Source organism: Streptomyces sp. NPDC031426 (genome assembly GCF_055581585.1).
Genome location: NZ_JBVIJE010000012.1, coordinates 134,107 through 158,713, shown reverse-complemented (window position 1 = coordinate 158,713; position 24,607 = coordinate 134,107). Strand labels below are relative to the sequence as shown.

Here is a 24,607-nt window from a genome sequence, read left to right as displayed (position 1 = left end):
CGTGACACGGTGGCACGCGCACGGCCCGCAGACGTGACACGCTGCCAATCGAACGGCCCGCGCGGGCTTTCTACGCTCACGGCACACCGAGCTACCGGAGGTCCCGATGAGCCGAGTGATCCGTGCCGCCCTGTTCCAGACCGCGTGGACCGGCGACAAGGAATCCATGATCCAGGTCCACGAGCAGGCGGCCCGCGACGCGGCCGCGCAGGGCACCCAAGTCCTCTGCTTCCAGGAGCTGTTCTACGGCCCCTACTTCTGCCAGGTCCAGGACAAGGCCTTCTACGAGTACGCCGAGCGGATCCCCGAGGGGCCGACCGTCCAGCGCTTCCAGTCCCTCGCCCGCGAGCTGGGCATCGTCCTCGTGCTGCCGATGTACGAGGAGGAGCAGCCGGGCGTGCTGTACAACACCGCCGCCGTGATCGACGCGGACGGCACCTACCTCGGCAAGTACCGCAAGACCCACATCCCCCAAGTGCAGGGATTCTGGGAGAAGTTCTACTTCCGCCCGGGCAACAGCGGCTGGCCGGTCTTCGACACGGCGGCCGGCCGGATCGGCGTCTACATCTGCTACGACCGCCACTTCCCCGAGGGCTGGCGGGCGCTGGGCCTCGCGGGCGCCGAGATCGTCTTCAACCCCTCGGCCACCTCGCGCGGTCTGTCCCGCTACCTGTGGCAGCTGGAGCAGCCGGCGGCGGCCGTCGCCAACGAGTACTTCGTCGGCGCGATCAACCGGGTCGGCGTGGAGGACCTGGGCGACAACGACTTCTACGGCACGACGTACTTCGTGGACCCCGAGGCCCAGTTCGTCGGCGAGGTGGCGAGCGACAAGGAGACCGAACTCGTCGTACGGGACCTGGACCTGGCGAAACTCCGCGAGGTCCGCGACCGCTGGCAGTTCTACCGGGACCGGGCACCGGGGGCGTACACGCCGCTGACCGCACCCTGACCGCAGCACTGTTGACCGAGGGAGCAGCATGAGCAGCCGTACCGTCATCCGTGGTGGACTCGTCATCACCGCCTCGGACGAGATCCACGCCGACGTCCTGATCGAGGACGGCCGCGTCGCCGCCCTCGCCGCCTCCGGCACCCCCGCCGCCGAGGCGTTCACCGCCGACCGGGTCATCGACGCGACCGGCAGGTACGTCATCCCGGGCGGCGTGGACGCGCACACCCACATGGAGCTGCCGTTCGGCGGCACCTTCGCCTCCGACACCTTCGAGACCGGCACCCGCGCCGCCGCCTGGGGCGGTACGACGACGATCGTCGACTTCGCGGTGCAGAGCGTCGGCCACACCCTGCGCGAGGGCCTGGACACCTGGCACGCCAAGGCCGAGGGCAACTGCGCGATCGACTACGCCTTCCACATGATCGTCTCCGATGTGAACCAGGAGACGCTCAAGGAGATGGACCTGCTGATCGAGGAAGGCGTGACCTCCTTCAAGCAGTTCATGGCCTACCCCGGCGTCTTCTACAGCGACGACGGACAGATCCTGCGCGCCATGCAGCGTTCCGCCGAGAACGGCGGGCTGATCATGATGCACGCCGAGAACGGCATCGCCATCGACGTCCTGGTCGAGCAGGCCCTCGCCCGGGGCGAGACCGACCCGCGCTACCACGGCGAGGTCCGCAAGGCCCTGCTGGAGGCCGAGGCCACGCACCGCGCCATCCGGCTCGCCCAGGTCGCGGGCGCCCCGCTGTACGTCGTGCACGTCTCGGCCATGGAGGCGGTGGCCGAGCTGGCGCGGGCCAGGGACGAGGGGCTGAACGTCTTCGGCGAGACCTGCCCCCAGTATCTGTTCCTGTCCACCGACAACCTCGCCGAGCCGGACTTCGAGGGCGCCAAGTACGTGTGCAGCACGCCGCTGAGGCCGAAGGAGCACCAGGCCGCCCTCTGGAGGGGACTGCGCACCAACGACCTCCAGGTCGTCTCCACCGACCACTGCCCGTTCTGCTTCACCGGCCAGAAGGAGCTGGGCCGCGGCGACTTCTCCAAGATCCCCAACGGCCTGCCGGGCGTGGAGAACCGTATGGACCTCCTCCACCAGGCCGTCGTCGACGGGCACATCTCCCGTCGCCGCTGGATCGAGATCGCCTGCGCCACCCCGGCCCGGATGTTCGGGCTGTACCCGAAGAAGGGCACCATCGCCCCGGGCGCCGACGCCGACATCGTGATCTACGATCCGCATGCCGAGCAGGTCATGTCGGCCGAGACCCACCACATGAACGTCGACTACTCGGCCTACGAGGGCAAGCGCACCACCGGCCGGGTCGAGACCGTGCTCTCGCGCGGCGAGCCGGTCATCACCGAGCGCGAGTACACCGGGCGCGCCGGGCACGGCGCCTTCACCCCGCGCTCCACCTGTCAGTACCTCAACTAGGAGAGGCGCTCATGGACTTCGGACTCGTCCTGCAGACCGACCCGCCGGCCTCCCGCGTCATCAGCCTGATGAAACGGGCCGAGCGCAACGGGTTCCGGTACGGCTGGACGTTCGACTCCGCCGTGCTCTGGCAGGAGCCGTTCGTGATCTACAGCCAGATCCTGGCCAACACCTCGAAACTGAAGGTCGGCCCGATGGTCACCAACCCGGGCACCCGCACCTGGGAGGTCACCGCCTCCACCTTCGCCACCCTCAACGACATGTTCGGCAACCGCACCGTCTGCGGCATCGGCCGCGGCGACTCCGCGATGCGGGTCGCGGGCCGCAAACCCAACACCCTCGCGCGCATCAGCGAGGCGATGAAGGTCATCCGGGCCCTCGGCCGGGGCGAGGCCGCCGACCTCGGCGGTGGCACGGTCGTGAAGTTCCCGTGGATCAAGCCGGGCGCCCAGCTCCCCGTCTGGATGGCCGCGTACGGCCCCAAGGCGCTGAAGATGACCGGCGAGGAGGCCGACGGGTTCATCCTCCAGCTGTCCGACCTGTATCTGACCGAGTACATGGTGAAGGCCGTCAAGGACGCGGCGGCGGCCGCCGGACGCGACCCGTCCGAGGTCACCATCTGCGTGGCGGCCCCCGCGTACGTCACCGCCGACGACTCGCCGGAGGCCCTCGCCCACGCCCGTGAGCAGTGCCGCTGGTTCGGCGGCATGGTCGGCAATCACGTCGCCGACCTGGTCGCCAAGTACGGAGAGCACTCGGCCCAGGTCCCCGACGCACTCACCGACTACATCAAGGCACGACAGGGCTACGACTACGCCCACCACGGGCGCAGCGGCAACCCGGACACCCAGTTCGTGCCCGACGAGATCGTCGACCGGTTCTGTGTCATCGGGCCGGCCGAGAAGCACATCGAGAAGCTGACCGCGCTCCGCGCCCTGGGCGTCGACCAGTTCGCGGTGTACGACATGCACGACGCGCAGGAGGCCACCATCGACGCCTACGGCACGAAGGTGATCCCGGCCGTCAATTCCTGATCCAGCCCTTCGAGTTCAACCCCCCACGCCCCACTTGGTCTCCCCTCCCCGCCCCGGGGAGGGGGCTGGTGCCCGCACGGCCACTCCCGACCCACCTCACCCCGATTGGCCAGCCCATGACCGACACCGCTCCCACGGCCATACCCTTGTCCGGCCAAGTCACCCTCCCCGACGGGCGCGTGGAACTCGCTCCTGGCACCCCGCCGCCCAGTGGTCCCTACGCCAACGAGGACCTGCTCCCGGTCCCGGCCGTAAGGCGCACCTGGACCACGTACAACTTCTCCGCCCTGTGGGTCGGCATGGCCCACAACACGGCCTCCTGGACGCTGGCCTCCGGGCTGATCGCCGTCGGCATGGACTGGAAGCAGGCGGTGTTCACCATCGCCCTCGCCAACCTGATCGTGCTGGTGCCGATGCTGCTGACCGGACACGCCGGCCCCAAGTACGGCATCCCCTTCCCCGTCTTCGCCCGCGCCTCGTTCGGCGTGCGCGGCGCCAATCTGCCCGCCGTCGTACGGGCGTTGGTGGCCTGCGGCTGGTTCGGCATCCAGACCTGGATCGGCGGCGAGGCGATCTACTTCCTCGCCGGGAAGCTGATCGGCGACAGCTGGTCGAACGCGGCGCACATCGGCGGCTACGCCTGGACCATGTGGCTGTCCTTCGCGATCTTCTGGGTGATCCAGGTCGCGATCATCTACCGCGGCATGGACACCATCCGCCGCTTCGAGAACTGGGCCGCGCCCTTCGTGCTCGTCGGCGCGTTCGTGATGCTGTGGTGGATGAGCAGCAAGGCCGGCGGGGTCGGCCCGCTGTTCGACCAGCCCTCCAAGCTCGGTTGGGGCGGCGGCTTCTGGAAGATCTTCTGGCCCTCGTTGATGGGCATGATCGGCTTCTGGTCGACGCTGTCGCTGAACATCCCGGACTTCACCCGCTACGGCAGAAGCCAGAAGGCCCAGACCTGGGGCCAGGCCCTCGGCCTGCCGACGACGATGACCCTCTTCGCCTTCCTGTCCGTCCTGGTCACCTCCGGCTCCCAGGCGGTCTACGGCCGGCCGGTCTGGGACCCGGTCCAGCTGGCGGCGAAGACGGACAACGTGGTCGGACTGCTCTACGCACTCGTGACGGTCCTGGTGGCCACCCTGTCCGTGAACATCGCGGCCAACCTGGTCTCCCCGGCGTTCGATTTCTCCAACGTGGCGCCGCGGAAGGTGAGTTTCCGCACCGGGGCCCTGATCACCGCGGTCCTTGCCGTCCTGATCTTCCCCTGGAAGCTGTACTCCGACCCGCAGGGCTACATCTTCACCTGGCTCGGCCTGGTCGGCGGTCTGCTCGGCACCGTCGCGGGCATCCTCGTCGCCGACTACTGGCTGCTGCGCCGTACCCGTCTGGACCTCGCCGACTTGTACCGCACCGGCGGCCGCTACTGGTACGCGGGCGGCTGGAACTGGCGCGCGGTCGTCGCCTTCCTGTCCGGCGGCGTCCTGGCGATCGGCGGCGCCAGCTTCAAACCCCTGATCGACGGCCGCCCCATCCCCGCCCTGTCCTCCCTCGCCGACTACGGCTGGGCGGTGGGCCTCGGCACGTCCCTGGTCCTGTACCTGGTCCTCACGCTGCTGACCGGCCGCAAGGGGGCCTACGCGTAAGGGAGTCCGGGGGCGGTCAGCCGGTCTGCGACTGCCCGCCCCCGAGCGCGCCCACCGCGGCCCGCGCCGCCTGGATGGCCCCCTTGTTGATCTCGTCCGTGCCGGGCGCCTTCTTCGTGTCGAAGTTGCTGCCGTTGTAGGTGACGATCACCAGGGCGTTGGACACCCGGACCATCACCACGCCCTCGCGCGTCTGCTGCTTGTCCTGCGTGGTGAGGTTGACGACGGAGTAGGCGCTGTTCCCGAGCCCGGGCACCTCCCCGCCGCCGCTCTTCTCCTTCACCCGCTGCTGGTACTCCTGCGTGGCCTCCTGGTCCGACCCGCTGATCTCGAAGGACACGTCGAGCCAGCGGTAGTCATACCCCTGCAGGGCGTTCCAGGAGCAGGTGCGGCGCAGCTTGGTATCGGTCGAGGGGATCTCCTTGCCGGTCGTCTTCGCCCCCGGCACCAGGGACTTGACGGTCGCCGCGGGCACACTGGCGCAGGGGGAGGGCGCGGCGCTGTACGCCTTCGCCGTCGAGGTGGACGACGGGTCCGAGGAGGACGAGGAGGACTGGGTGGACGTCTGCTGGGTCGTCTGGTGCCCGGCGGAAGCCGGCGGCGCGGCCGGGCCGGACGTCAGCGCCCAGCCGGCACAGGCGAGAACCGCGACCGGCGAGATCCGCGCGGTGAGGGCGAGCGGCAGAGGAAGGGAACGCACGGCTCACTTCTCGTGTGGGGGAGGGGCTACGGAAGGGTCCGCTTGGTGGACATGGGACGCCAGTGTCACACGACTCCCTGTGGGGCGGAAGTAGGAACTCCGCTGTGTGCCCGGGCGGTCACGGCGGTGGGCTCACGGCGTACCGTTCTGTCCTTTTTGCTCCTCAAGTCGGCGGCGCGCGCCGACTTCGCTGGGGTACTCGCGGACGGTGAAGGCGGCGACCGACCAACCGACGGCCCAGGCGGCCAGTGCGGGCAGGACGGGTGCGGCGATCAGCCAGAGGGCACGAGCGGCGAGGGCCGGACCGGTGGAGCGGCGGCGCTCGTCCCGCTTGGCGGCACGGAACGCATCGGGGGCAGGCGGGTCCAGGAGCTTCCCGCGGTGGTCCCGGCGCTGCACCAGCCAGCCCCACACCAGGGCCGCGACGGACGCCGCCGCCTGCGCCCAGTCCCACACCGGGCGGACCGCCGGCGGCAGGGCGCCGCGGAAGCTTCCGTACAGGACGAGCGCGATGTAGACGCAGAAGGCCAGCACCGCGAGCCACAGCGTGGCGCCAAGGGCGCGGCGCAGCCAGTAGCGCGGACCGCGCTCGTACCATGTGGTGCCGAGCCCCGGCAGGGACGGGATGCCGACGGGTGTCGAAGTCGTCGTCATGCTGCGGACCGGTGCTCCTCCAGCCAGCGGCGGGCGCCGACTTCGCTGGGGTACTCCCGGACGGTCAGCCAGGCGGCGAACCAGCCGGCGATGTATGCGGCGAACGCCGGCATGACCGGAGCGGCGAGCAGCACCAGCCCGCGGCCCATGGCGATCCGGCCCGGGACGCGCCTGTTGTGGTCGCGTTTGGCCTGGAGGGTCTCTTCGGGCGTGGGCGGATTCAGCAGCGCCTCCCGATGGCCTCGGCGCTGCTTCACCCAGCCCCACACCAGCGCCACGGCGGACGCGGCCACCTGCAAGGTGTCCCACACGACACGTGCGGCGGGCGGCAGGACGTCACGGAACCCCGAGTACAGGCCCAGCGCGAAGAGACCGAACATGGCCATGACGAGGACGATGAAGACGGTCGTACGCGCCCGGGACAGCCAGTAGAGTGCGCCGCGCTCGTACCAGGTCCTGCCCAGCTTCGGCAGGGCCGGAATGGGCACGGAGAACCCGGGCGCCGGGGCCTCAGAAGATGCTCGTGACGCCATGCCAGACATCCTTCACCAGTCGCTTTCCATCATCGACCGTCTCCGTGGCGACATGCCCGGCCCCGGTCAGCACGCCTCCGACCACCCCGTGGTCGTGGATGTCCTCGCTCCAGTGCTCGTGGAAGGCGTGGTCGATGACCGAGGTCGCGACGATCACCGAGCCGACGCCGACCGCGGCGACCGCGACCGCACCCTCGACGGGCAGAGCCGCTGTGACAGCCGCACCGACGGCCAGGCCGCCGACGGCTGCCCCGACGTCGACGGTGACGGAATGCTGCCAGGACCAGCCCTTGTCGTGGTCGTCCTTCGCCTCGATCAGACCGCAGGTCGCCGCCGCGGCGACGTCCAGCACCGGAATCTCCTTCAGGACGTCCGGCAGCGCTTCCAGCCCCTTGCCCAGGCGCAGCGCGTCCGCGGCGTCCACCAGCTTGACGTTCAGCGCACGGTCGTACGGCAACGCGGTGCTGCCGTTGTCGGCACGCGCGATGTCCGCCTCCAGCGAGTCCACCTTGGTGACCGCGTCGCGGTAGGCACTCTTGGCCGGAAGATCGTCCGGCAACCTGCGCCCCTGCTGCTGGAACACCTTGCGCTCGTCGCGGAGTTGCTTCTTGGCCGCCTGTGCCTCGGCCCTGGCCGCGTCGATGTGCCGGCGGGCCTCGATACCCCCGGCGCGGGCGTCCTCGGCGTCGTACGCGTACAGGCCGCGCAGCGCGTCGTACAGGGTGACCTTGTCTCCCGGGGACACCGAGTCGTCCTTCGACGTCACCTTGTCGTACAGCCCCTGCAAGTCCTTCGCCGCCACCAGTCGTGCGTGCTGGGCGGTGTGCAGGATCTCGTCGCGCGCCGTGGCGTAGTCGTTCATCGCCGAGATGGTCTTCTGGTCGTCCGCGCTCGGCGGATTCGCCGTCATGACCGGCAGCGGCGCGCCCTTCGCGTCCGTCGGCACGCCCTTGCCGGCCGCGATGTGCTGTGCGTTCTGCAGGGACGACTCGCACGTGGACAGCGCGTTGGCGAGGGTCTCCAAGATCTCGCCCGCCGCGTGCACCAGTTCGGCGAAGCCGCCGGCGGCCAGCGCGTCCTCGCTCCACTTGCCGCGGAAGCTCTCGGCCGCCTCGCCCTGCCAGCCGGCGTCGCCGACCAGTTTGTCGACGGCGCTGCTCAGCGGCTTGACCACGGCGTCGAGTTTGTCCTTGGCGTTCTTGTACGTCTCGGCCATCGTGCGCAGACCGCCGATGTCGCCGCCGACCCAGCTGTCACTCATCGGCTCTCACTTGATCAGGTCTTCGAAGACGCCATGGACGTCCACGTCGTGCCGGTGGAAGGAGTCCCGCGCGTAGGCGACCTTGTCCCCGTGGTCGTCGAGCCGGTCGGCCATGCCGGTGTGCAGCGCGATGATGAGGTCCGCGACCTCCTTGACGGCCGAGTCGAGGCCGGGGTCGCCGCCGCTGACGACGGGCGGTGCCACGTCGGGGTGCAGCTTGCGGTAGTCGCCGGCCTGGTCGTGGAAGGTCTTCGCCATGGCGGCGAGGTCGTCGTAGACCGCCTTGAAGTCGCTCACCGGCGCACCTCCCGCGCATGGGCGGCCAGGTCCGCAGGCCGCCAGTTGGGTTCCCCGGGCGCGACCCGGGGGTCCAGCAGGACCGTGACGCCCTGCTCGCGCACGCCCTCGGCCAGCGGGCCGAGGGAGGCGGCGACCCACGGCTGGGACTCGCCGAGGGCCTGCACCAGCCTGGCCGGCGAGGTGAACGCGAACGCCACGGTGCCGTGTGCGGGGTGCTGGAAGAGTTCGAGGGCGATGAAGGGCACGCGCGCGGGGCGGCCGTCGGAGCCGGTGCCGGTGACGGACCGCGGATGTGCCGGCACGCACACCGGAGTGTGGTACGCGGGCACCCCGGGTTTCGGGCCGGGCCGGTCGTCCGTGGCCGTGCGCGGGGGCGGCGCGGCCTCCACGAGGTCCCGCAGCGCCGAGCGGAGCGACCGCGGAGTGTGCTGCGGGAGGCCCGTCCCGGGCGGATCCGGCTCAGCGAAATCCAGCAGTCGTGAACGTATCGGCGCCCCCATCGCCGTCACCTCTTCCCCGTGCGTGCGTGGCCGATCGGGCGCGACCACGTTAGCCAGCGGGCAAGAGGGCAAATCCAGCCATGTCGTGACCTGCTGTCGGCCGTACACGGAACCCATACGCTCGCTTGGCCGACGGCATGACAGCGCTTGACCCGTTGCTGAACCACGGCGTCCGGCCTGCGCGGTGGCTAGGGGACCCGACCGGTCCACTCCGCCGACGTGAACTTGGCCCGCGCCAGCTCCTCCGCGCGCGCCAGCTCCTCGTCCGTGATCTTGCCCGGCGCCAGGCCGTACCGCACGCGGAACGACTCGATCATCCGGTCGATGACCGCCGCACGCGGCAGGCCGGTCTGCCGCCGCAGCGGATCGACCCGCTTCTTCGCGGATCTCGTCCCCTTGTCGGACAGCTTCTCCCGCCCGATGCGCAGTACCTCGACCATCTTGTCGGCGTCGATGTCGTACGACATGGTCACGTGGTGCAGTACGGCGCCCGGGCCCCCGCCGGGTCCGACGATCCGCTTCTGCGCCGCGCCCGCGATCTTGCCCTGGTCGGTCGCGATGTCGTTCAGCGGCTGGTACCAGGCCCGGATGCCCAGCTCACCGAGGGCGCCCAGCACCCAGTCGTCCAGGTAGGCATAGCTGTCCTGGAAGGACAGGCCGTGGACGAGGGACTCGGGGACCGACAGCGAGTAGGTGATCGTGTTGCCGGGCTCCACGAACATCGCGCCACCGCCGGAGATCCGTCGCACCACCTGGATGCCGTGCCGCGCGGCGCCCTCCGGATCCACCTCGTTGCGCAGCGACTGGAAGCTGCCGATGATCACCGCCGGGGCGCCCCACTCCCACACCCGCAGCGTCGGCGGGCGCCGGCCCGCGGCGACCTCGGCGGTCAGCACCTCGTCCAGCGCCATGTGCAGCGCGGGCGGCTGCGGGCCCTCGTGGATCAGCTGCCAGTCGTGGTCGGTCCAGTCCGTGGCGTGCGCGAGCGCGCGCCGCACCGCGATCGCCACGCCCTCCGACGTGAGGCCGTACATCACCGTCCCCGCGGGCAGCGCCGCCTCGATCCGCGCGGCCAGGCCCGCCGCGTCGGTGTCCGCCGGGGCGCCCTCCAGCGCACGGTCCACCGCGTCCAGCGCCTCGTCCGGCTCCAGGAAGAAGTCGCCCGACACGCGCACGTGCCGCAGCACGCCGTCCTCGACGTCCACGTCCACGACGACGAGCTTGCCGCCGGGCACCTTGTACTCACCGTGCACTGCCTGGGCCTCCGTCCCTGCCGTCGCCCGCACGAGATCAACGGCGCAGGTAGTCGCCGTGTTCCCCGGACCGCGATCACGCTCGTACGATCACCCGGACGAGGTACCCGAGCCGAGGAGGCGTCTGCCGTGTTCACCACCCGGCCCACCCTGCAGGGCACCTTCGGCATGGTGTCCTCCACCCACTGGCTGGCCTCCCAGTCGGCGATGGGGGTCCTGGAGGAGGGCGGAAACGCCTTCGACGCCGCCGTGGCGGGCGCGTTCGTGCTGCACGTGGTGGAGCCGCATCTCAACGGGCCCGCGGGCGAGGTACCGGTCCTGCTCGCCCCGGCGGGCGGCGAGGCGCGGGTGCTGTGCGGACAGGGGGTCGCCCCGGCCGGTGCCACCGTCGCCCACTACCGGGGGCTCGGGCTGGACCTCGTACCCGGCACCGGACCGCTCGCGGCCGCCGTGCCCGGCGCCTTCGACGCCTGGCTGCTGCTCCTGCGCGACCACGGCACCAGGTCCCTGGAGGACGTGCTGAAGTACGCCATCGGCTACGCCGAGCACGGGCACGCGCCCGTGGAGAAGCTCGGCGCGACCGTGGAGGCCGTGCGGGAGCTGTTCGCGACCGAATGGCCCTCGTCGGCCGAGGTGTACCTGCCCGGCGGCCGGGCGCCCCGGCCCGGTGAGCTCTTCCGCAACCCCGCCCTCGCCGCCACCTGGAAGCGGCTGCTCGCCGAGACCGCGGGCAGCGGCGACCGGGAGGCCCGGATCGACGCCGCCCGCGAGGTGTGGCGCTCCGGGTTCGTCGCCGAGGCGCTGGTACGGCAGTCCCGGCGGCCCACCATGGACACCAGCGGCGCACGGCACACCGGCACGCTCACCGAGGCCGACCTCGCCGGCTGGTCGGCCACCTACGAGACCCCGGTGACCTACGACTGGAACGGCTGGACCGTGTGCAAGGCCGGCCCCTGGAGCCAGGGCCCCGCCCTCCTGCAGCAGCTCGCCCTGCTCCCGCCCGAGCTGCCCGCCTGCGGCTCCGCAGAGTACGTCCACCTGCTGATCGAGGGCTGCAAGCTCGCCATGGCCGACCGCGAGGCCTGGTACGGGGACGCGGCCGAGGTGCCGGTCGCCGAGCTGCTGTCGGACGGCTACAACGCCGGGCGGCGGGCCCTGGTCGGCGCCAAGGCCTCCTTCGAGCTGCGGCCCGGCAGCCCCGGCGGGCGCACCCCGCGGCTGCCGGCGCAGGCGTACGCGCGCCTGGAGACCGGCGAGGACCGCGGCTTCGACCCGATGGGCGCCGGTGAGCCGACGGTCGCGGAGTTCCCCGGCGACCCGCAGGTGGCCGCCGACGGCACGACCCGTGGCGACACCTGCCACCTGGACGTCGTCGACCGCTGGGGCAACATGATCGCCGCCACGCCCAGCGGGGGCTGGCTGCAGTCCAACCCGGTCGTGCCCGAGCTGGGCTTCCCGCTCGGCACGCGCCTGCAGATGACCTGGCTGGAGGAGGGCCTGCCGAACTCCCTCACTCCGGGCCGCCGCCCGCGCACCACCCTCACCCCGTCCCTCGCGCTCCGCGACGGCGTGCCGGTCCTGGCGTTCGGCACGCCCGGCGGCGACCAGCAGGACCAGTGGCAGCTGCACTTCTTCCTCGCCGCCGCCCTGCGCGCCCAGGTACGCGGCGGCCTCGACCTCCAGGGCGCGATCGACGCCCCGAACTGGCACAACGACAGCTTCCCCAGCTCCTTCCACCCGCGCGGCCGCCGCCCCGGCAGCGTGACCGTGGAATCCCGCATGGACGCGGACGTGATCGAGGAGCTGCGGCGGCGCGGCCACGACGTCACCGTCGGCCCCGCCTGGTCCGAGGGGCGCCTGTGCGCGGTGGCCCGGGACCCGGAGACCGGCGTGCTCTCGGCGGCGGCGAACCCGCGCGGGATGCAGGGGTACGCCGTCGGCCGCTGACTGATCATCCGGAACCTGTTCTTCATCCCGATTCCACCCGCTGTGCACCGGGCGGGCGGGGATTGTCAGAGGGACGTGCTCTCATGGAGGCATGATCGAAGCAATGACGGAAACCATCGAAGAGTTTCTCGCCCGCTGCTCGGCCGACGTGGAGGAAGCGGTCCGCAAGGCCGCCGCGGCCGAGATCCTGCCCCGCTTCCGCTGCCTCGCCGAGCACGAGGTGGACCAGAAGAGCGGCCCGCACGACCTGGTGACGGACGCCGACCGGCTGGCCGAGCTGCGGCTCACCACGGACCTCGGCGCCCTGCTGCCCGGCTCGGTCGTGGTCGGCGAGGAGGCCGTGCACGCCGACCCGGCGACCTATGCGGCGCTCCAGGGCGACGCCCCGGTCTGGATCGTCGACCCGGTCGACGGCACCCGCCAGTTCGTGCACGGCGACGACGGGTTCTGCACCCTGGTCGCCCTCGTCCAGCGGGGCGTCGTCCTCGCCTCCTGGACCTACGCCGCGGCGCGCGACCAGCTCGCCACCGCGGTCCGCGGCCAGGGCGCCTTCCTCGACGGCGAGCGGCTGTTCGCGGGCCCGCCCGCGCCCGGCCGCGACCTCGTCGTCGCCACGTCCCACCCGGACTACACCACCGACGAGCAGAAGCGCGCGCTGAGCGCCCTGTGGACCGACGGCCTCGCCCCTCGCCCCTGCGGTTCGGCGGGCCTGGAGTATCTCGCCATAGCCCAGGGGGAGTTGGACGCCGTCGCGTTCTCCTGGGAAGCGGCCTGGGACCACGCGGCCGGGCTGCTCCTCGTCGAGGAGGCGGGCGGCACGCACCTCACCCGCGCCGGCGAACCGTTCCGGGTGACAGGCGGCAACGCCCTGCCCTTCACCGCGGCCCGGGACGCCACGACCGCCCGCCGGGTGGCCGACCTGCTGCGCACGGTGGCCTGAATCCGACCGGGGCGTCCCGCCTGGCCCCGTCTGCCGGTCCGCCCGGCCACCCGGCCCGAGGGAATGTCAGTCCCGCGGCATATCCTGACCCCGAGTGGCCATCGGCTGACGAAGGGGTCCGAAGGTGCCGTCGATGCTCGATGCGGTCGTGGTGGGTGCGGGGCCGAACGGACTGACCGCTGCCGTGGAGCTGGCCCGCCGCGGTTTCTCCGTCGCGCTGTTCGAGGCGAAGTCCACCGTGGGCGGCGGCGCCCGCACAGAGGAACTGACCCTGCCCGGCTTCCGGCACGACCCGTGCTCGGCCGCCCACCCCCTGGGCATCAACTCACCGGCGTTCCGGGCCCTGCCCCTCGACCGCTACGGCCTGCGGTGGCTGCACTCCGAGCTGCCGATGGCGCATCCCTTCCCCGACGGCACCGCGGCCGTGCTGTCCCGCTCGGTGGCCGAGACGGCCGCCTCCTTCGGCCCCCGGGACGCGGGCGCGTACCGCAGACTGGTCGAGCCGTTCCTCGCCCACTGGGACACTCTCGTACGGGACTTCATGTCCCTGCCGCTGACCGCCCTCCCACGCGACCCCGTCACCCTGGCCCGCTTCGGCCTGGCCGGGCTGCCGCCGTCCACCTGGCTGCTGCGCCGTTTCAAGGACGAGCGGGCCAAGGCCGTCTTCGCCGGCCTGGTCGCCCATGTGATCGCGCCGCTCAGCGGCCTGGCGACCGGCGCCATCGGCCTGGTCTTCGCCCTGGCCGCCCACGCCCGCGGCTGGCCGGTGCCCCGCGGCGGCTCCCAGGCCATCTCCGACGCCCTCGCCGACTATCTCAAGGACCTCGGCGGCGCCGTACACACCGACTACGAGGTCAAGCGCCTGGACGACCTGCCCCCCGCACGGGCGTACGTCTTCGACACCTCGCCCACCGCGCTGGCCCGCATCGCCGGCTTCGGGAACCACTACGCGCACTACCGCTACGGCCCGAGCGTCTTCAAGATCGACTATGCGCTGGACGGCCCCGTCCCCTGGACCGCGCCCGAGGCCCGCGCCGCCACGACCGTGCAGATCGGCGCGAGCAAGGGCGAGATCTCCACCGCCCTGCGCGCCGCCTCCCGCGAGGGCCGCGCCCCCGGCCGGCCGTTCCTGATCACCGTGCAGCCCAGCATCGTCGACCCGACCCGCGCCCCCCAGGGCAAGCAGGTCTTCTGGGCGTACGGCCATGTCCCGAACGGCTGGTCCGGCGACCTCACCGACGCCATGGAGCGCCAACTGGAGCGCTTCGCCCCCGGTTTCCGCGACCGCGTGCTCGCCCGCGCCGTCGCCGGCCCCGCCGAGCTGGCCGCCCACAACGCCAACTACGTCGGCGGCGACATCGCCTGCGGCGCGGCGTCCGGACTCCAGCTGCTGCTGCGCCCCAGACTGTCCCTGTTCCCGTACCACACCCCTCATCCGGCCGTCTTCATCTGCTCCTCGGCCACCCCGCCGGGACCCGGCGTGCACGGTATGTCGGGGCACAACGCGGCCAAGGCCGTATGGCGAAGACTGAGGCAGCAGACATGACCACCATCACCCTGGTCCAGGGCGACATCACCCGGGAGAGCGCCGACGCGATCGTCAACGCGGCCAACTCCTCCCTCCTCGGCGGCGGCGGAGTCGACGGCGCGATCCACCGGCGCGGCGGCCCCGCCATCCTGGAGGAATGCCGCGCCCTGCGCGCCTCCCGGTACGGCAAGGGCCTGCCCACCGGCCAGGCGGTCGCCACCACGGCGGGTGAACTCGACGCGCGCTGGGTCATCCACACGGTGGGCCCGGTGTACAGCGAGAGCGAGGACCGCTCCGATCTGCTCGCCTCCTGCTACCGCGAGTCCCTGAGGGCCGCCGACGAACTCGGCGCCCGCACGGTCGCGTTCCCGGCCGTCTCCACGGGCGTGTACCGGTGGCCGATGCGGGACGCGGCAAGGATCGCCGTGGAGACCGTGCGGAACACGGCGACGGCGGTCGAGGAGGTGCGCTTCGTTCTCTTCGACGAGCGGGCGTACGAGGCGTTCGCCCGCCAAGTCGGCTGACCGGCGCCGCCGTTGGGATACGCACGGCCAGGAGCAGCCGTCAGGACAGTTCGCGCAGGGTCCTGCCGAGCAGCGCCACGCCCTCGGCGATGACTCCCGGCGCGGTGGCCGCGTACCCGAGGACGAGACCGGGCGGGCCGGACAACTGCCGGTGCCAGGACAGGGGTTGGCACTTCACGCCCCGGCCCAGCGCGGCGGCGGCGAGCTCGGTGTCGGGTACGTCCGCGGTGTACGTGACCGTCAGATGCAGGCCCGCCGCGGCTCCGTGCACGGTCCCACCGGGCAGATGCTCGGCGAGTGCGGCGATCATCGCGTCGCGGCGGTCGCGGTGCCGCCGGCGCAGCAGCCGCAGTTGCCGCTCCAGCCCACCGGACTCCATCAGCCGGGCGAGCACCAGCTGCGGCAGCACCGCGTTGCCCAGGTCGTTGAACCGCTTGGCGTCGACCAGGCCCGTGCGATAGCGGGGCGGGACCACCAGCCAGCCGATGCGCAACGCCGGAGCGAGCAGCTTCGACACACTGCCCATGTAACACACCCGGTCGGCCAGCAGCGCCCGCAGCGCGGGGACCGGCGGCCGGTCGTAGCGGTGCTCGGCGTCGTAGTCGTCCTCCAGGATCAGCCCGCCGTCCCGGGCCCAGCCCAGCAGCTCACGCCGGCGCTCGCCGCTGGTCACCACGCCGGTCGGGAACTGGTGGGCCGGCGTGAGCAGCACCGCGCGGGCACCGGTCGCGCGCAACGCGTCCACCCGCACCCCGTCCCCGTCGACCGGCACCGGCGGGGTGTCGAGGCCCCCGTTGCGCAGATGCTGGCGGCCGCCGAGCGAGCCGGGGTCCTCCACCGCGACGGCGTCGATGCCGTCCGCCCGCAGCACCTGGTGGAGCAGGGTGAGCGCCTGGGCGGTGCCCGCCACGATCAGCACCTCGTCCGGCTCCACCCGTACGCCCCGCATCCGCGCGAGCCAGTCGGCCACGGCCCGCCGCAGCGCGGGAGCGCCACGGGGGTCGCCGTAGCCGAGGTGCTCGGCGGACAGCTCCGCGAGCACGGCACGCTCGGCGCGCAGCCAGGCGGTCCGCGGAAAGGCGGCGAGGTCGGGCCGCCCGGGAGTGAGATCGACGGCGGCCGGCACCTCCCGCAAGGCGTCGAAGACGTCGGCGCCGGGGGGTCGGAGGAACGGGATCGCGGGTGTGGTGGGGCGCTCAGGGCTCGTGGGGGAGGTGCGGCCGGCGGCTGGTCGCGGGGGACGGGGTGCGTGAGGGGCCGCCGGCGGGCACTCCGCGCGAGGGCTGACGAGTGCCGCATCCACTTTGGCCCTCCGCGACTCCTCGCGTTCCGGTCCTTCGCCCCGGCGGACGCCCCGTGCCGCGGCGAACGGTGCCGCCACCACCACCGTGCCCCCGCGGCGGCGGCCCTCCAGATGGCCGTCCTCGGCGAGCCGGCGGTAGGCCTCGGTGATCACCCCTCGGGACACATGGAGTTCGGTGGCCAGCACCCGGGTGGGCGGGAGCCTGCTGCCCACCGCCAGGCGGCCGTCCGCTATCGCCCGCCGCAGCCGTCCGGCCAGCCACTCGGCCTTCCCGCCGACGGGCACATCGCCGGCCGCCAGCTGCAGGAAGTCCGAGCCACGACCAGGGACTTCACCCGCGCCGGCCGGCATCCCTCGCTTCTCGTCCACCGTGCTCATGCTGTCATGCGCCGGGTGCAGCCGCCGAAGACGAAGTCCGGCGCGGCCCGGGTGAGTACGGCCGTCTCCGTGCCGATCCCCCAGTGGGCCGCCACCTCGGCCTCGGCCGCCTTCAGCAGCTCGGGCACGATCTCCGCGCCGCCGTCATGCATGGCCTCCGCCACCACCAGCACCCGGTGGGTGTGCTCGCCGACCGCCGAGTGGCCGCTCTGCCGGTGGGTCCAGCGCCGCGCGTGCGCGCGTCCGGCGGAGTCGACGAAGGTCACCTCGCCGGGCGCGGGACGCTCGACGCCTCCGCCGAACGCCGTATACGTCTCGTCGCCGCCGGCCGGCCGCACCTCCAGCAGCGGCCCGGTGATCCGGTCGACGTCGAGGACCGCCACCGGGATCGCGTACGCCACGGACAGCGCGTTGCACAGGTCGACCAGCGGATGGATGCGCGGCAGCGCGCCCTCCTTCCGCAGCCGCCGCAGCAGCGACTCCGCGGCGCACCGGTACTGCGTCGGCCTGAGCCCCGTCCGGCTGAACGTCCGCCGCCAGGCCAGCACCTCGGGGAACTCGCCCTCGGTGGCGCCGGACAGCCGGGCCAGGGCGCGGGCGGTGTACTCGGCGGCGCGCGGCCCGGTGTCCGCACCGGCGCCGACGCCGTCGGCGTACAGCGCGCCGGAGGCCAGTTCGGGAAATCTGGCCCAGATGGTGTCGGCGTGCCGGAATCGCATGGTCAGGGACCTCCTCGGGGTTCGGGAGCCACCACCTTGCCCGGACTGTGGTCCGGTCACCAGGGCCAAAGCCGGTGCGGGCGGCCGGTCCATAGCCGGTCCACCCCGGGCCGCGGCCCCCGCAGCCCGCGTGGCATCATCGGCCGGGGTCCCGAACGCCGTCGTACGAGGAGCACGATGAACCCCGCTCTCACCGTCACCCCGGCGGTCGGTGCCGCGCTGCTGGACGACTTCTCGCTGGAGATGACCGGCAAGGACGTGCCCCGGCTGGAGGAAGCGCAAGGCAGCATCCCGCGGGGCACCCGGATCAACATCACCTTCCTCGCCGGGGAGGACCTCGGCATGCGGCTGGCGGCCGCCCGCGCGGTCAAACGGCTCGGTTTCGTCCCCGTGCCCCACATCTCGGCACGCCGCCTGCCCTCCCGGGCCGCCCTGGAGGAGTTCCTGTCCGGGCTGGCCGAGGACGGCACCGCCGAGAACGTCTTCGTCGTCGGCGGCGACCCCGCCCGTCCCGAGGGCCCCTACCCGGACGCCCTCGCCGTCCTGCGCACCGGCCTGCTCCAGCGCCACGGCGTCCGGCACGTCGGCATCAGCGGCTACCCGGAGGGCCACCCGGCGATAGCCGACGGCACGCTGTGGTCCGCGCTCACCGAAAAGGCGGCGGCCATCGGGGCGCACCGGTTCGGCGGCGACGTCATCACCCAGTTCGGCTTCGACGCCGACCCCGTGCTCGGCTGGCTGGAGGCCGCCCGCGCCCGGGGCGTGCACCTGCCCGTCCGCATCGGCGTGCCCGGACCGGCGGGCGTACGCCGGCTGCTCGGCTACGCCACCCGGTTCGGCGTCGCCACCAGCGCCTCCGTCGCCCGCAAGTACGGCTTCTCGCTGACCAACCTCATGGGTACGACCGGACCGGACCGCTTCCTGCACGCGCTCGCCCAGCGCTACGACCCCGAACGGCACGGCGCCGTGAAGGTCCACTTCTACACGTTCGGCGGGCTGCGCCACACCGCCGACTGGATCGCCGGGTTCCGGCAGACCGCCGCCCTCGGCACACACGCGCCGTGATGCCGCCCCGGCCGCGCCCGCCCGGATCGGCACCCCACCAGGCCCGCGGACGCTGCTGTCGGATTTCCGCCAGCGGTCGGCGCCCCGGGTGGCCGATGCTGGACGCATGCAGACAGCGACGCACCTCGACCGGGAGCACTGCGTACGCGCCGTGCAGTCCAAGGACGCGCGGTTCGACGGGTGGTTCTTCACGGCCGTCCTGACCACCCGGATCTACTGCCGGCCCAGCTGTCCCGTCGTCCCGCCCAAGCCGGAGAACATGACGTTCTACCCGAGCGCGGCCGCCTGCCAGCAGGCCGGGTTCCGGGCCTGCAAGCGCTGCCGCCCGGACACCAGCCCCGGCTCCCCGGAGTGGAACCAGCGCGCCGACCTGGTGGCCCGCGCCATGCGGCTCATCGCCGACGGCGTCGTGGACCGCGAGGGCGTGCCCGGACTCGCCGACCGGCTCGGCTACAGCACCCGCCAGGTGGAGCGGCAGCTGCTCGCCGAGCTGGGCGCGGGCCCCCTCGCGCTCGCCCGTGCCCAGCGCGCCCAGACCGCGCGGCTGCTCATCGAGACCACCCCGCTGCCCATGACGGAGATCGCCTTCGCGGCCGGCTTCGCCTCCGTCCGCACCTTCAACGACACCGTCCGCGAGGTCTTCGCCCTGAGCCCGAGCGAGCTGCGCGCCCGCGCCCCGAAGTCCGGGACCGGTATCCCGGGCGTGCTGAGCCTGCGGCTGCCGTTCCGTGCCCCGCTCAACCCCTCCAACCTCTTCGGCCACCTCGCCGCCACCGCCGTACCCGGCGTCGAGGAGTGGCTCCCCCACTGCCCGAACGGCGTGGGAGGTACCCCCACCGGCGCGTACCGGCGCACGCTGCGCCTGCCGTACGGCCATGGGATCGTCTCCCTCACGCCCCGCCCCGACCACATCGCCTGCCGCCTCACGCTGAGCGATCTGCGCGATCTGCCCGTGGCGATCAGCCGGTGCCGCCGCATGCTCGACCTGGACGCCGACCCCGTCGCCGTGGACGACCGGCTGCGCACCGACCCGCTGCTCGCGCCCCTGGTCGACAAGGCGCCCGGCCGGCGGGTGCCGCGCACGGTCGACGAGGCCGAGTTCGCCGTCCGCGCCGTCCTCGGTCAGCAGGTCTCCACGGCGGCCGCCCGCACCCACGCGGCCCGCCTGGTCATCGCGCACGGCAAACCCCTCGACGACCCCGAGGGCGGCCTCACGCATCTCTTCCCTTCCCCCGAGGCCCTCGCCGCCGTGGATCCCGAGACCCTGGCGATGCCCCGCACCCGGCGCACCACGTTCACCACCCTGGTCCGGGAACTCGCCGAGGGCACCCTCCACTTGGGAGTCGAGTCCGACTGGGCGGAAGTCCGCGCCCGGCTCCTGGCCCTGCCCGGCTTCGGACCGTGGACCGTCGACGTCATCGCCATGCGCGCCCTCGGCGATCCCGACGCCTTCCTCCCCACCGACCTCGGCATCCGGCGCGCGGCGGGGGAGCTGGGCCTGCCCTCCACCCCGGCCGCGCTCACCGCCCGGGCGGAGGCATGGCGGCCCTGGCGGGCGTACGCCGTGCAGTACCTGTGGGCGACCGACGGCCACCCGATCAACTTCCTGCCCGTGTAAGAAGGTTCTCCGATGACCCACACCCTGATCGACAGCCCGTACGGCCCGCTCACCCTGGTCGCCGACGCCGACGGCACCCTGTGCGGCCTCTACATGGCCGGCCAGCGACACCGCCCGCCCGAGGAGAACTTCGGCCACCGGGACGACAGCCTGCCCTCCTTCGCCGCGGCGCGGGAGCAGCTGACGGCCTACTTCGCGGGCGAGTTGAAGCAGTTCGCCCTCGAACTCGCCCTGAAGGGGACCCCGTTCCAGCGCAGCGTCTGGGCACAGCTCACCCGCATCCCGTACGGCGAGACCCGCACCTACGGCCAACTCGCCGACGCCCTAGGCAACCCCGGGGCATCCCGCGCCGTCGGCCTCGCCAACGGCAAGAACCCCATCGGCATCATCGTCCCCTGCCACCGCGTCATCGGCGCGTCCGGCGATCTCACCGGCTACGGCGGCGGCCTCGACCGCAAGCGCCGCCTGCTGGACTTCGAACGGGACACCGCGCTGTTCTAGCCCGCTCCAGCGACGGCACTCGGTGAGGGAGGCCCTCCTGAGGCGCACGGATCCTATGTGCCGCTCTCGGTCCGGATGCGGTCCAGCAGTGCGGGCAGGGCGGTGCCGATCGGCTCGCGTACGACCTCGTGGGCGAGTTCGTCGTACGGGGTCGGCTCGGCGTTGACGATGATCAGGTGGGCGCCGTGGTCGGCGGCGATGCCGACCAGGCCGGCCGCGGGCTGTACCTGCAGGCTGCTGCCGACGGCGATGAACAGGGTGCACGCCTTGCTGATGGACATCGCCTCGCCGAGGACGACGGGGTCGAGGCGTTCGCCGAACATCACGGTCGCGGACTTGAGGATGCCACCGCATTCCAGGCAGGCCGGGTCCTCCTCGCCGGCCTCGACGCGGGCCAGGGCGTCCTCCATCGGCCCGCGCGCGTGGCATCGGGTGCACACGACACTGCGTGCGCTGCCGTGCAGTTCGAGCACCTTGCGGGCGGGCAGGCCGGCGAGCTGGTGCAGTCCGTCCACGTTCTGCGTGATGACCCGGACCGGGATGCCGGACTTCTCCAGCTCGGCGACGGCACGGTGCGCGGCGTTCGGCTCGGCCTTGAGGGTGCGGTTCTTGCGCCGCATCTGCCACGAGCGGCGGCGGATCTCCGGGTCCGCCATGTAGTACTCGTACGTCACGAGCTTCTCCGCCGCCGGATCCCGCCGCCACAGCCCGTTCGGCCCGCGGTAGTCCGGGATTCCGGAGTCCGTGGAGATACCCGCGCCGCTGAGAAGGGCAAGGAGAGGCTTGTCCATGGGCCGAGAGTAGGACGCCCGTGTGATCGGGGCGAGCGGATATCGGGGCCGAGCGTCACGTCTGGGTCCGCCATCCGGGTTCCAGGATGTCGAGGAGGGCGTGAAAGGCCTTGTCCGCCCGGTCCCAGTGGCCGTTCGCCAGCGGGGCGATGACGAGGCCGAAGGAGGCGTCCGCCAGCAGGGCGGCCTCGGTGCGGGCCCGGTCCTGGTCCATGCCGAGGTCGCGGAAGACGCTGGTGAGCAGGTCCGTCCACTCGGTGACGATGTCGTGCAGGACCGGCCCGTACCGGTCCGGGTGGAGCAGGCTGGCGCTCATGACCTCGAGATACAGGGGGAGCGAGGCACGTACGTCGGGGTCGCTGAACTGATGCCACACCTCCTCCATGAAGCGGCGCAGGCCCGCCGCGTCCCTCGGTGAGCCGAAGGCCTCCAGCAGCTCGCGGGTGCGCAGAAGAGGCCGGCGTTCGTAGCCGGCGAGGGCCTCGGCGACCATCCGCTCCTTGGAACCGAAGTAGTACAGGAGCATGCGGTCGCTGGTGCCCAGCGCACGGGCCAGGGGCCGCAGGGAGAGGTCGGTCAGCCCGTTGCGGAGGATGTAGGCGCGGACCCGGTCGAGCAGATCGCGTCGTTTGGCCGGGTCGGGCGGCCGCGGCATGAGGGCTCCTGGATGCGGTGAGGGAAGCTCGGGCTATATGTCGCTTATAGGAACCTTTGGTGATGTCTTTACCGTAGCACCCGCTACGTCTATATTTGAGGTGTAGCGACTGCTACATGTACGGCTTCCCTCCGAAGGACTGATTCACATGGCCACACACGCCGCGCTCTCCTGGGCCACCCGGCAGTGGGCCCTCTGGTCCCGTACGCTCGCACCGATACGGCCGCTGGACGCTCCCCGGGGCCGCGCCACCGTCTGGGACGCCTCCTGGCCCCTGCCCCGGGAACTGACCTCGGCGGGCCGAGCACGACGCCTGGTGACCGCTCAGCTGAGCGACTGGTCCTTGGCCGACCTGGCCGACACCGCCGAGCTCCTGGTCAGCGAGGTGGTCACCAACGCCCTGCGGCACACCCGCGGGCCGCTCCGGCTCAACCTGCGGGTGCGTGACTCCCGACTGGCGTGCGAGGTGGAGGACACCGAGTCCGCCGGCCCGCTGCGCAGCGTCGTCGACACCGACGCGGAAGGCGGGCGCGGCACGGAACTCCTCGACCTGCTCGCCGATGCCTGGGGCAGCACGGAGACAGCCACTGGCAAGACCATCTGGTTCGAACTGCGATCCGAGCACCCGGCCGTGGAAAGCACCGAGAACGCGTTGATGGCCGCCTGAACACCTTCAGCCGAGCCACGCCCGGCGCCCCGCCGCGACCGCGGCCGGTGAAAGGCCGGTCACGCCACCCGGTGGCCGTTCTCCAGCTCCGCGGTGCCGGAGCCGTCCGCGAGGACGTCCAGAGCGGTCAGGACGCGGCGGCCGAGGGCGCTGGGGAGGTGGTCGGTGATCTCCTCGCGCGGGACCAGGCGCCAGGACAACAGCTCCTCCTCCTGGAGGCGGATCGCCTTCAGCTCGGCCTCGGTGAGGACTCCTCCGTCGTACAGGTACGCCACCAGCGGGGGCCGGCCCGTGCCGTGCACCCAGTCCACGGCCAGCAGCCGGCCCGGCTCCCGGTCGACGCCGATCTCCTCCAGCGTCTCCCGGCGCGCGCCCCGGCGCGGAGTCTCCCCGTCGTCCGACTCGATCGTGCCGCCCGGCAGCGCCCAGCCCTCGCGGTAGTTGGGCTCGACCAGCAGCACGCGCCCTTCGGCGTCCCGGAAGAGCACGGCCGCGCCGGCGAGGACTCGGGGCAGGCTCGCGATGTACGTGGCGAAGTCAGGAGTCGTCATTGGGGAAGGGTAACCAGGCGCGGAGGGGCTACCGGGCCGCCGTCGCCAGGCGCAGGGTGCGTTCCGCCAGCGCACTGATCCGTACGGAGTCGAAGCCGAACACCGCGCTCCGTACCGTGTCCTGAAGCGGGTCCCTCCACTGGGCCGGGATCGCGTCCGCGCCGGTGAGGACCCCGGCCACCGAGCCCGCCGTAGCCCCGTTGGAGTCGGTGTCCAGGCCGCCGCGCACGGTCAGGGCGATGGTCCGGGTGAAGTCGCCGTCGCCGTACAGCAGTCCGGCGGTGAGGACGGCGGCGTTCGGGACGGTGTGGATCCAGCCCAGCCCGGCGGTCTCCGCGGCCAGCGTGGCCAGGGTCTCCTCCCAGGGCAGCCGTGACTCGTGCAGGGTCATGACCCGCCGTACGGTACGGGCGAGCCTGCTGCTCGCCGGGATCACGCCGAGCGCCGTGTCGAGTACGTCCCGCACCGTGGGGGCGGTGAAGGCGGCGGCGATCAGCGCGGCCGCCCACATGGCGCCGTACACGCCGTTCCCGGTGTGCGAGAGCACCGCGTCCCGGCGCGCGAGCCCGGCGGCGGCCACGGGGTCGCCGGGATGGGTCCAGCCGTGGACGTCGGCGCGGATCAGCGCGCCGATCCACTCCTGGTACGGGTTGTCGTACGTCGCCGTCAGCGGTGGCTTCAGCCCGTTGGCGAGATTGCGGTACGCGGCCCGTTCCGCGGTGAAGGTCTGCAGATACGGCAGCCGCAGCAGCCACAGGTCGCCGACCTGCTCGGTGCTGAAGCCGAAGCCGTACGTCTCCAGCAGGTGCAGGCCGAGGATCGCGTAGTCGACGTCGTCGTCGCGCACACTGCCGTGGATCCGGCCGCGCACGCAGTCCCGCCACTCCGGGCGCAGTACGGCGGTCTCGGCCGGGTCGGCGGGTTCGGGCAGGTAGTCGGTGAGCGGCAGCGCCTCGGCGGTGCGCAGATAGCGGTCGATGCGCTCGCGGGTCCACACCTCGCCCTGCTCCACCGGCTTGCCGAGCATGTTGCCCGCGATCCGGCCGAGCCAGCCGCCGTGGATGCGGTCGGCCACGGCGGGCAGGCCGGCGGGCTGCGGGCGCTGGGTGGTCATGGCTGGGGTCTACCCGTTTTGCCCAGGGTCCTCCCAGCCGCTTCCCA

25 protein-coding genes are annotated in these 24,607 nt (G+C 72.4%); 12 read left to right on the top strand and 13 right to left on the bottom strand.

The features are described from left to right. Positions 1–106 precede the first annotated feature (106 nt). The 4 genes from ACZ5NH_RS25685 to ACZ5NH_RS25670 all read left to right on the top strand — a co-directional run bounded on the left by ACZ5NH_RS25685 (position 107) and on the right by ACZ5NH_RS25670 (position 5,058). Entirely contained in the window at positions 107–949 is an 843-nt protein-coding gene (locus ACZ5NH_RS25685) for a nitrilase-related carbon-nitrogen hydrolase (protein WP_388633648.1), read from the top strand. Between the two features lie 28 nt (positions 950–977). After that, the gene (gene hydA, locus ACZ5NH_RS25680) at positions 978–2,381 is read left to right on the top strand and encodes a dihydropyrimidinase (protein ID WP_468778373.1); all 1,404 of its coding nucleotides are present in this window, start codon (positions 978–980) and stop codon (positions 2,379–2,381) included. An 11-nt stretch (positions 2,382–2,392) separates the two neighbouring features. Next, complete coding sequence (locus ACZ5NH_RS25675; protein WP_468778372.1) at positions 2,393–3,415, top strand: TIGR03842 family LLM class F420-dependent oxidoreductase; 1,023 nt, start codon at positions 2,393–2,395, stop codon at positions 3,413–3,415. A gap of 116 nt (positions 3,416–3,531) precedes the next feature. Further along, positions 3,532–5,058, top strand: a complete 1,527-nt coding sequence (locus tag ACZ5NH_RS25670; protein ID WP_468778370.1) for an NCS1 family nucleobase:cation symporter-1 — start codon at positions 3,532–3,534, stop codon at positions 5,056–5,058. Between the two features lie 16 nt (positions 5,059–5,074). Here ACZ5NH_RS25670 and ACZ5NH_RS25665 read toward each other — a convergent pair whose 3' ends face one another. The 7 genes from ACZ5NH_RS25665 to ACZ5NH_RS25635 form a co-directional block, all read right to left on the bottom strand. Then, on the bottom strand, positions 5,075–5,758 hold the full coding sequence (locus tag ACZ5NH_RS25665) for a hypothetical protein (protein WP_388633659.1): 684 nt from the start codon (positions 5,756–5,758) through the stop codon (positions 5,075–5,077). Between the two features lie 132 nt (positions 5,759–5,890). Beyond that, positions 5,891–6,412: a hypothetical protein gene (locus tag ACZ5NH_RS25660; RefSeq protein ID WP_468778369.1), complete on the bottom strand. Its 522-nt coding sequence runs from the start codon at positions 6,410–6,412 to the stop codon at positions 5,891–5,893. Then, positions 6,409–6,945, bottom strand: a complete 537-nt coding sequence (locus tag ACZ5NH_RS25655; protein WP_468778367.1) for a hypothetical protein — start codon at positions 6,943–6,945, stop codon at positions 6,409–6,411. Before ACZ5NH_RS25655 ends, ACZ5NH_RS25660 begins: the two co-directional genes overlap by 4 nt. After that, the gene (locus tag ACZ5NH_RS25650; RefSeq protein WP_468778366.1) at positions 6,923–8,206 is read right to left on the bottom strand and encodes a WXG100 family type VII secretion target; all 1,284 of its coding nucleotides are present in this window, start codon (positions 8,204–8,206) and stop codon (positions 6,923–6,925) included. Before ACZ5NH_RS25650 ends, ACZ5NH_RS25655 begins: the two co-directional genes overlap by 23 nt. A 6-nt stretch (positions 8,207–8,212) precedes the next feature. After that, positions 8,213–8,503: a DUF6317 family protein gene (locus tag ACZ5NH_RS25645; protein ID WP_450985181.1), complete on the bottom strand. Its 291-nt coding sequence runs from the start codon at positions 8,501–8,503 to the stop codon at positions 8,213–8,215. Beyond that, positions 8,500–9,006, bottom strand: a complete 507-nt coding sequence (locus ACZ5NH_RS25640; protein ID WP_468778364.1) for an SAV_915 family protein — start codon at positions 9,004–9,006, stop codon at positions 8,500–8,502. Before ACZ5NH_RS25640 ends, ACZ5NH_RS25645 begins: the two co-directional genes overlap by 4 nt. Positions 9,007–9,194: 188 nt before the next feature. Next, entirely contained in the window at positions 9,195–10,259 is a 1,065-nt protein-coding gene (locus tag ACZ5NH_RS25635; RefSeq protein WP_468778362.1) for a lipoate--protein ligase family protein, read from the bottom strand. A 129-nt stretch (positions 10,260–10,388) separates the two neighbouring features. On the opposite strand from ACZ5NH_RS25635, the gene ACZ5NH_RS25630 reads away from it, so the two are divergent. The 4 genes from ACZ5NH_RS25630 (at position 10,389) to ACZ5NH_RS25615 (ending at position 15,198) form a co-directional block, all read left to right on the top strand. After that, the gene (locus tag ACZ5NH_RS25630; RefSeq protein WP_468778361.1) at positions 10,389–12,206 is read left to right on the top strand and encodes a gamma-glutamyltransferase family protein; all 1,818 of its coding nucleotides are present in this window, start codon (positions 10,389–10,391) and stop codon (positions 12,204–12,206) included. Positions 12,207–12,297: 91 nt separating this feature from the next. Next, a complete protein-coding gene (locus ACZ5NH_RS25625; protein WP_468778359.1) occupies positions 12,298–13,146 on the top strand; it encodes an inositol monophosphatase family protein in 849 nt (282 codons plus the stop codon). Positions 13,147–13,270: 124 nt separating this feature from the next. Continuing rightward, positions 13,271–14,692: a phytoene desaturase family protein gene (locus ACZ5NH_RS25620; RefSeq protein WP_468778357.1), complete on the top strand. Its 1,422-nt coding sequence runs from the start codon at positions 13,271–13,273 to the stop codon at positions 14,690–14,692. Beyond that, entirely contained in the window at positions 14,689–15,198 is a 510-nt protein-coding gene (locus tag ACZ5NH_RS25615; protein ID WP_388633684.1) for an O-acetyl-ADP-ribose deacetylase, read from the top strand. The genes ACZ5NH_RS25620 and ACZ5NH_RS25615 overlap by 4 nt, the downstream gene beginning before the upstream one ends. Before the next feature lie 40 nt (positions 15,199–15,238). On the opposite strand, the gene pdxR is transcribed toward ACZ5NH_RS25615, so the two are convergent. Both pdxR and ACZ5NH_RS25605 read right to left on the bottom strand, forming a co-directional pair. Next, positions 15,239–16,879 (bottom strand): MocR-like pyridoxine biosynthesis transcription factor PdxR, encoded by a 1,641-nt coding sequence (gene pdxR, locus ACZ5NH_RS25610; RefSeq protein ID WP_468778355.1) that lies wholly within the window; start codon positions 16,877–16,879, stop codon positions 15,239–15,241. Then, positions 16,876–17,598 carry a B3/B4 domain-containing protein gene (locus ACZ5NH_RS25605; RefSeq protein ID WP_468778353.1) on the bottom strand — a complete coding sequence of 241 codons (723 nt, stop codon included), beginning with the start codon at positions 17,596–17,598 and terminating at the stop codon, positions 16,876–16,878. Before ACZ5NH_RS25605 ends, pdxR begins: the two co-directional genes overlap by 4 nt. Before the next feature lie 177 nt (positions 17,599–17,775). Here ACZ5NH_RS25605 and ACZ5NH_RS25600 point away from each other — a divergent pair, with 177 nt between their 5' ends. From ACZ5NH_RS25600 to ACZ5NH_RS25590, 3 genes are all read left to right on the top strand, one after another. Further along, positions 17,776–18,663, top strand: coding sequence for a methylenetetrahydrofolate reductase (locus ACZ5NH_RS25600; RefSeq protein WP_468778352.1), 888 nt, complete (start codon positions 17,776–17,778; stop codon positions 18,661–18,663). 106 nt (positions 18,664–18,769) lie between these two features. Then, the gene (locus ACZ5NH_RS25595; RefSeq protein WP_468778350.1) at positions 18,770–20,281 is read left to right on the top strand and encodes an AlkA N-terminal domain-containing protein; all 1,512 of its coding nucleotides are present in this window, start codon (positions 18,770–18,772) and stop codon (positions 20,279–20,281) included. Between the two features lie 12 nt (positions 20,282–20,293). Then, entirely contained in the window at positions 20,294–20,782 is a 489-nt protein-coding gene (locus ACZ5NH_RS25590; protein WP_468778348.1) for a methylated-DNA--[protein]-cysteine S-methyltransferase, read from the top strand. 53 nt (positions 20,783–20,835) lie between these two features. On the opposite strand, the gene ACZ5NH_RS25585 is transcribed toward ACZ5NH_RS25590, so the two are convergent. Beyond that, positions 20,836–21,573 carry an SIR2 family NAD-dependent protein deacylase gene (locus ACZ5NH_RS25585; protein WP_468778346.1) on the bottom strand — a complete coding sequence of 246 codons (738 nt, stop codon included), beginning with the start codon at positions 21,571–21,573 and terminating at the stop codon, positions 20,836–20,838. 55 nt (positions 21,574–21,628) lie between these two features. Then, positions 21,629–22,228, bottom strand: coding sequence for a TetR/AcrR family transcriptional regulator (locus tag ACZ5NH_RS25580; protein ID WP_468778344.1), 600 nt, complete (start codon positions 22,226–22,228; stop codon positions 21,629–21,631). 148 nt (positions 22,229–22,376) lie between these two features. On the opposite strand from ACZ5NH_RS25580, the gene ACZ5NH_RS25575 reads away from it, so the two are divergent. Further along, positions 22,377–22,895 carry an ATP-binding protein gene (locus tag ACZ5NH_RS25575; protein ID WP_388633706.1) on the top strand — a complete coding sequence of 173 codons (519 nt, stop codon included), beginning with the start codon at positions 22,377–22,379 and terminating at the stop codon, positions 22,893–22,895. Positions 22,896–22,954: 59 nt separating this feature from the next. On the opposite strand, the gene ACZ5NH_RS25570 is transcribed toward ACZ5NH_RS25575, so the two are convergent. Further along, positions 22,955–23,446 (bottom strand): NUDIX domain-containing protein, encoded by a 492-nt coding sequence (locus tag ACZ5NH_RS25570; RefSeq protein WP_468778343.1) that lies wholly within the window; start codon positions 23,444–23,446, stop codon positions 22,955–22,957. A 28-nt stretch (positions 23,447–23,474) separates the two neighbouring features. Further along, entirely contained in the window at positions 23,475–24,560 is a 1,086-nt protein-coding gene (locus tag ACZ5NH_RS25565) for an ADP-ribosylglycohydrolase family protein (protein ID WP_468778341.1), read from the bottom strand. Positions 24,561–24,607 lie beyond the last annotated feature (47 nt).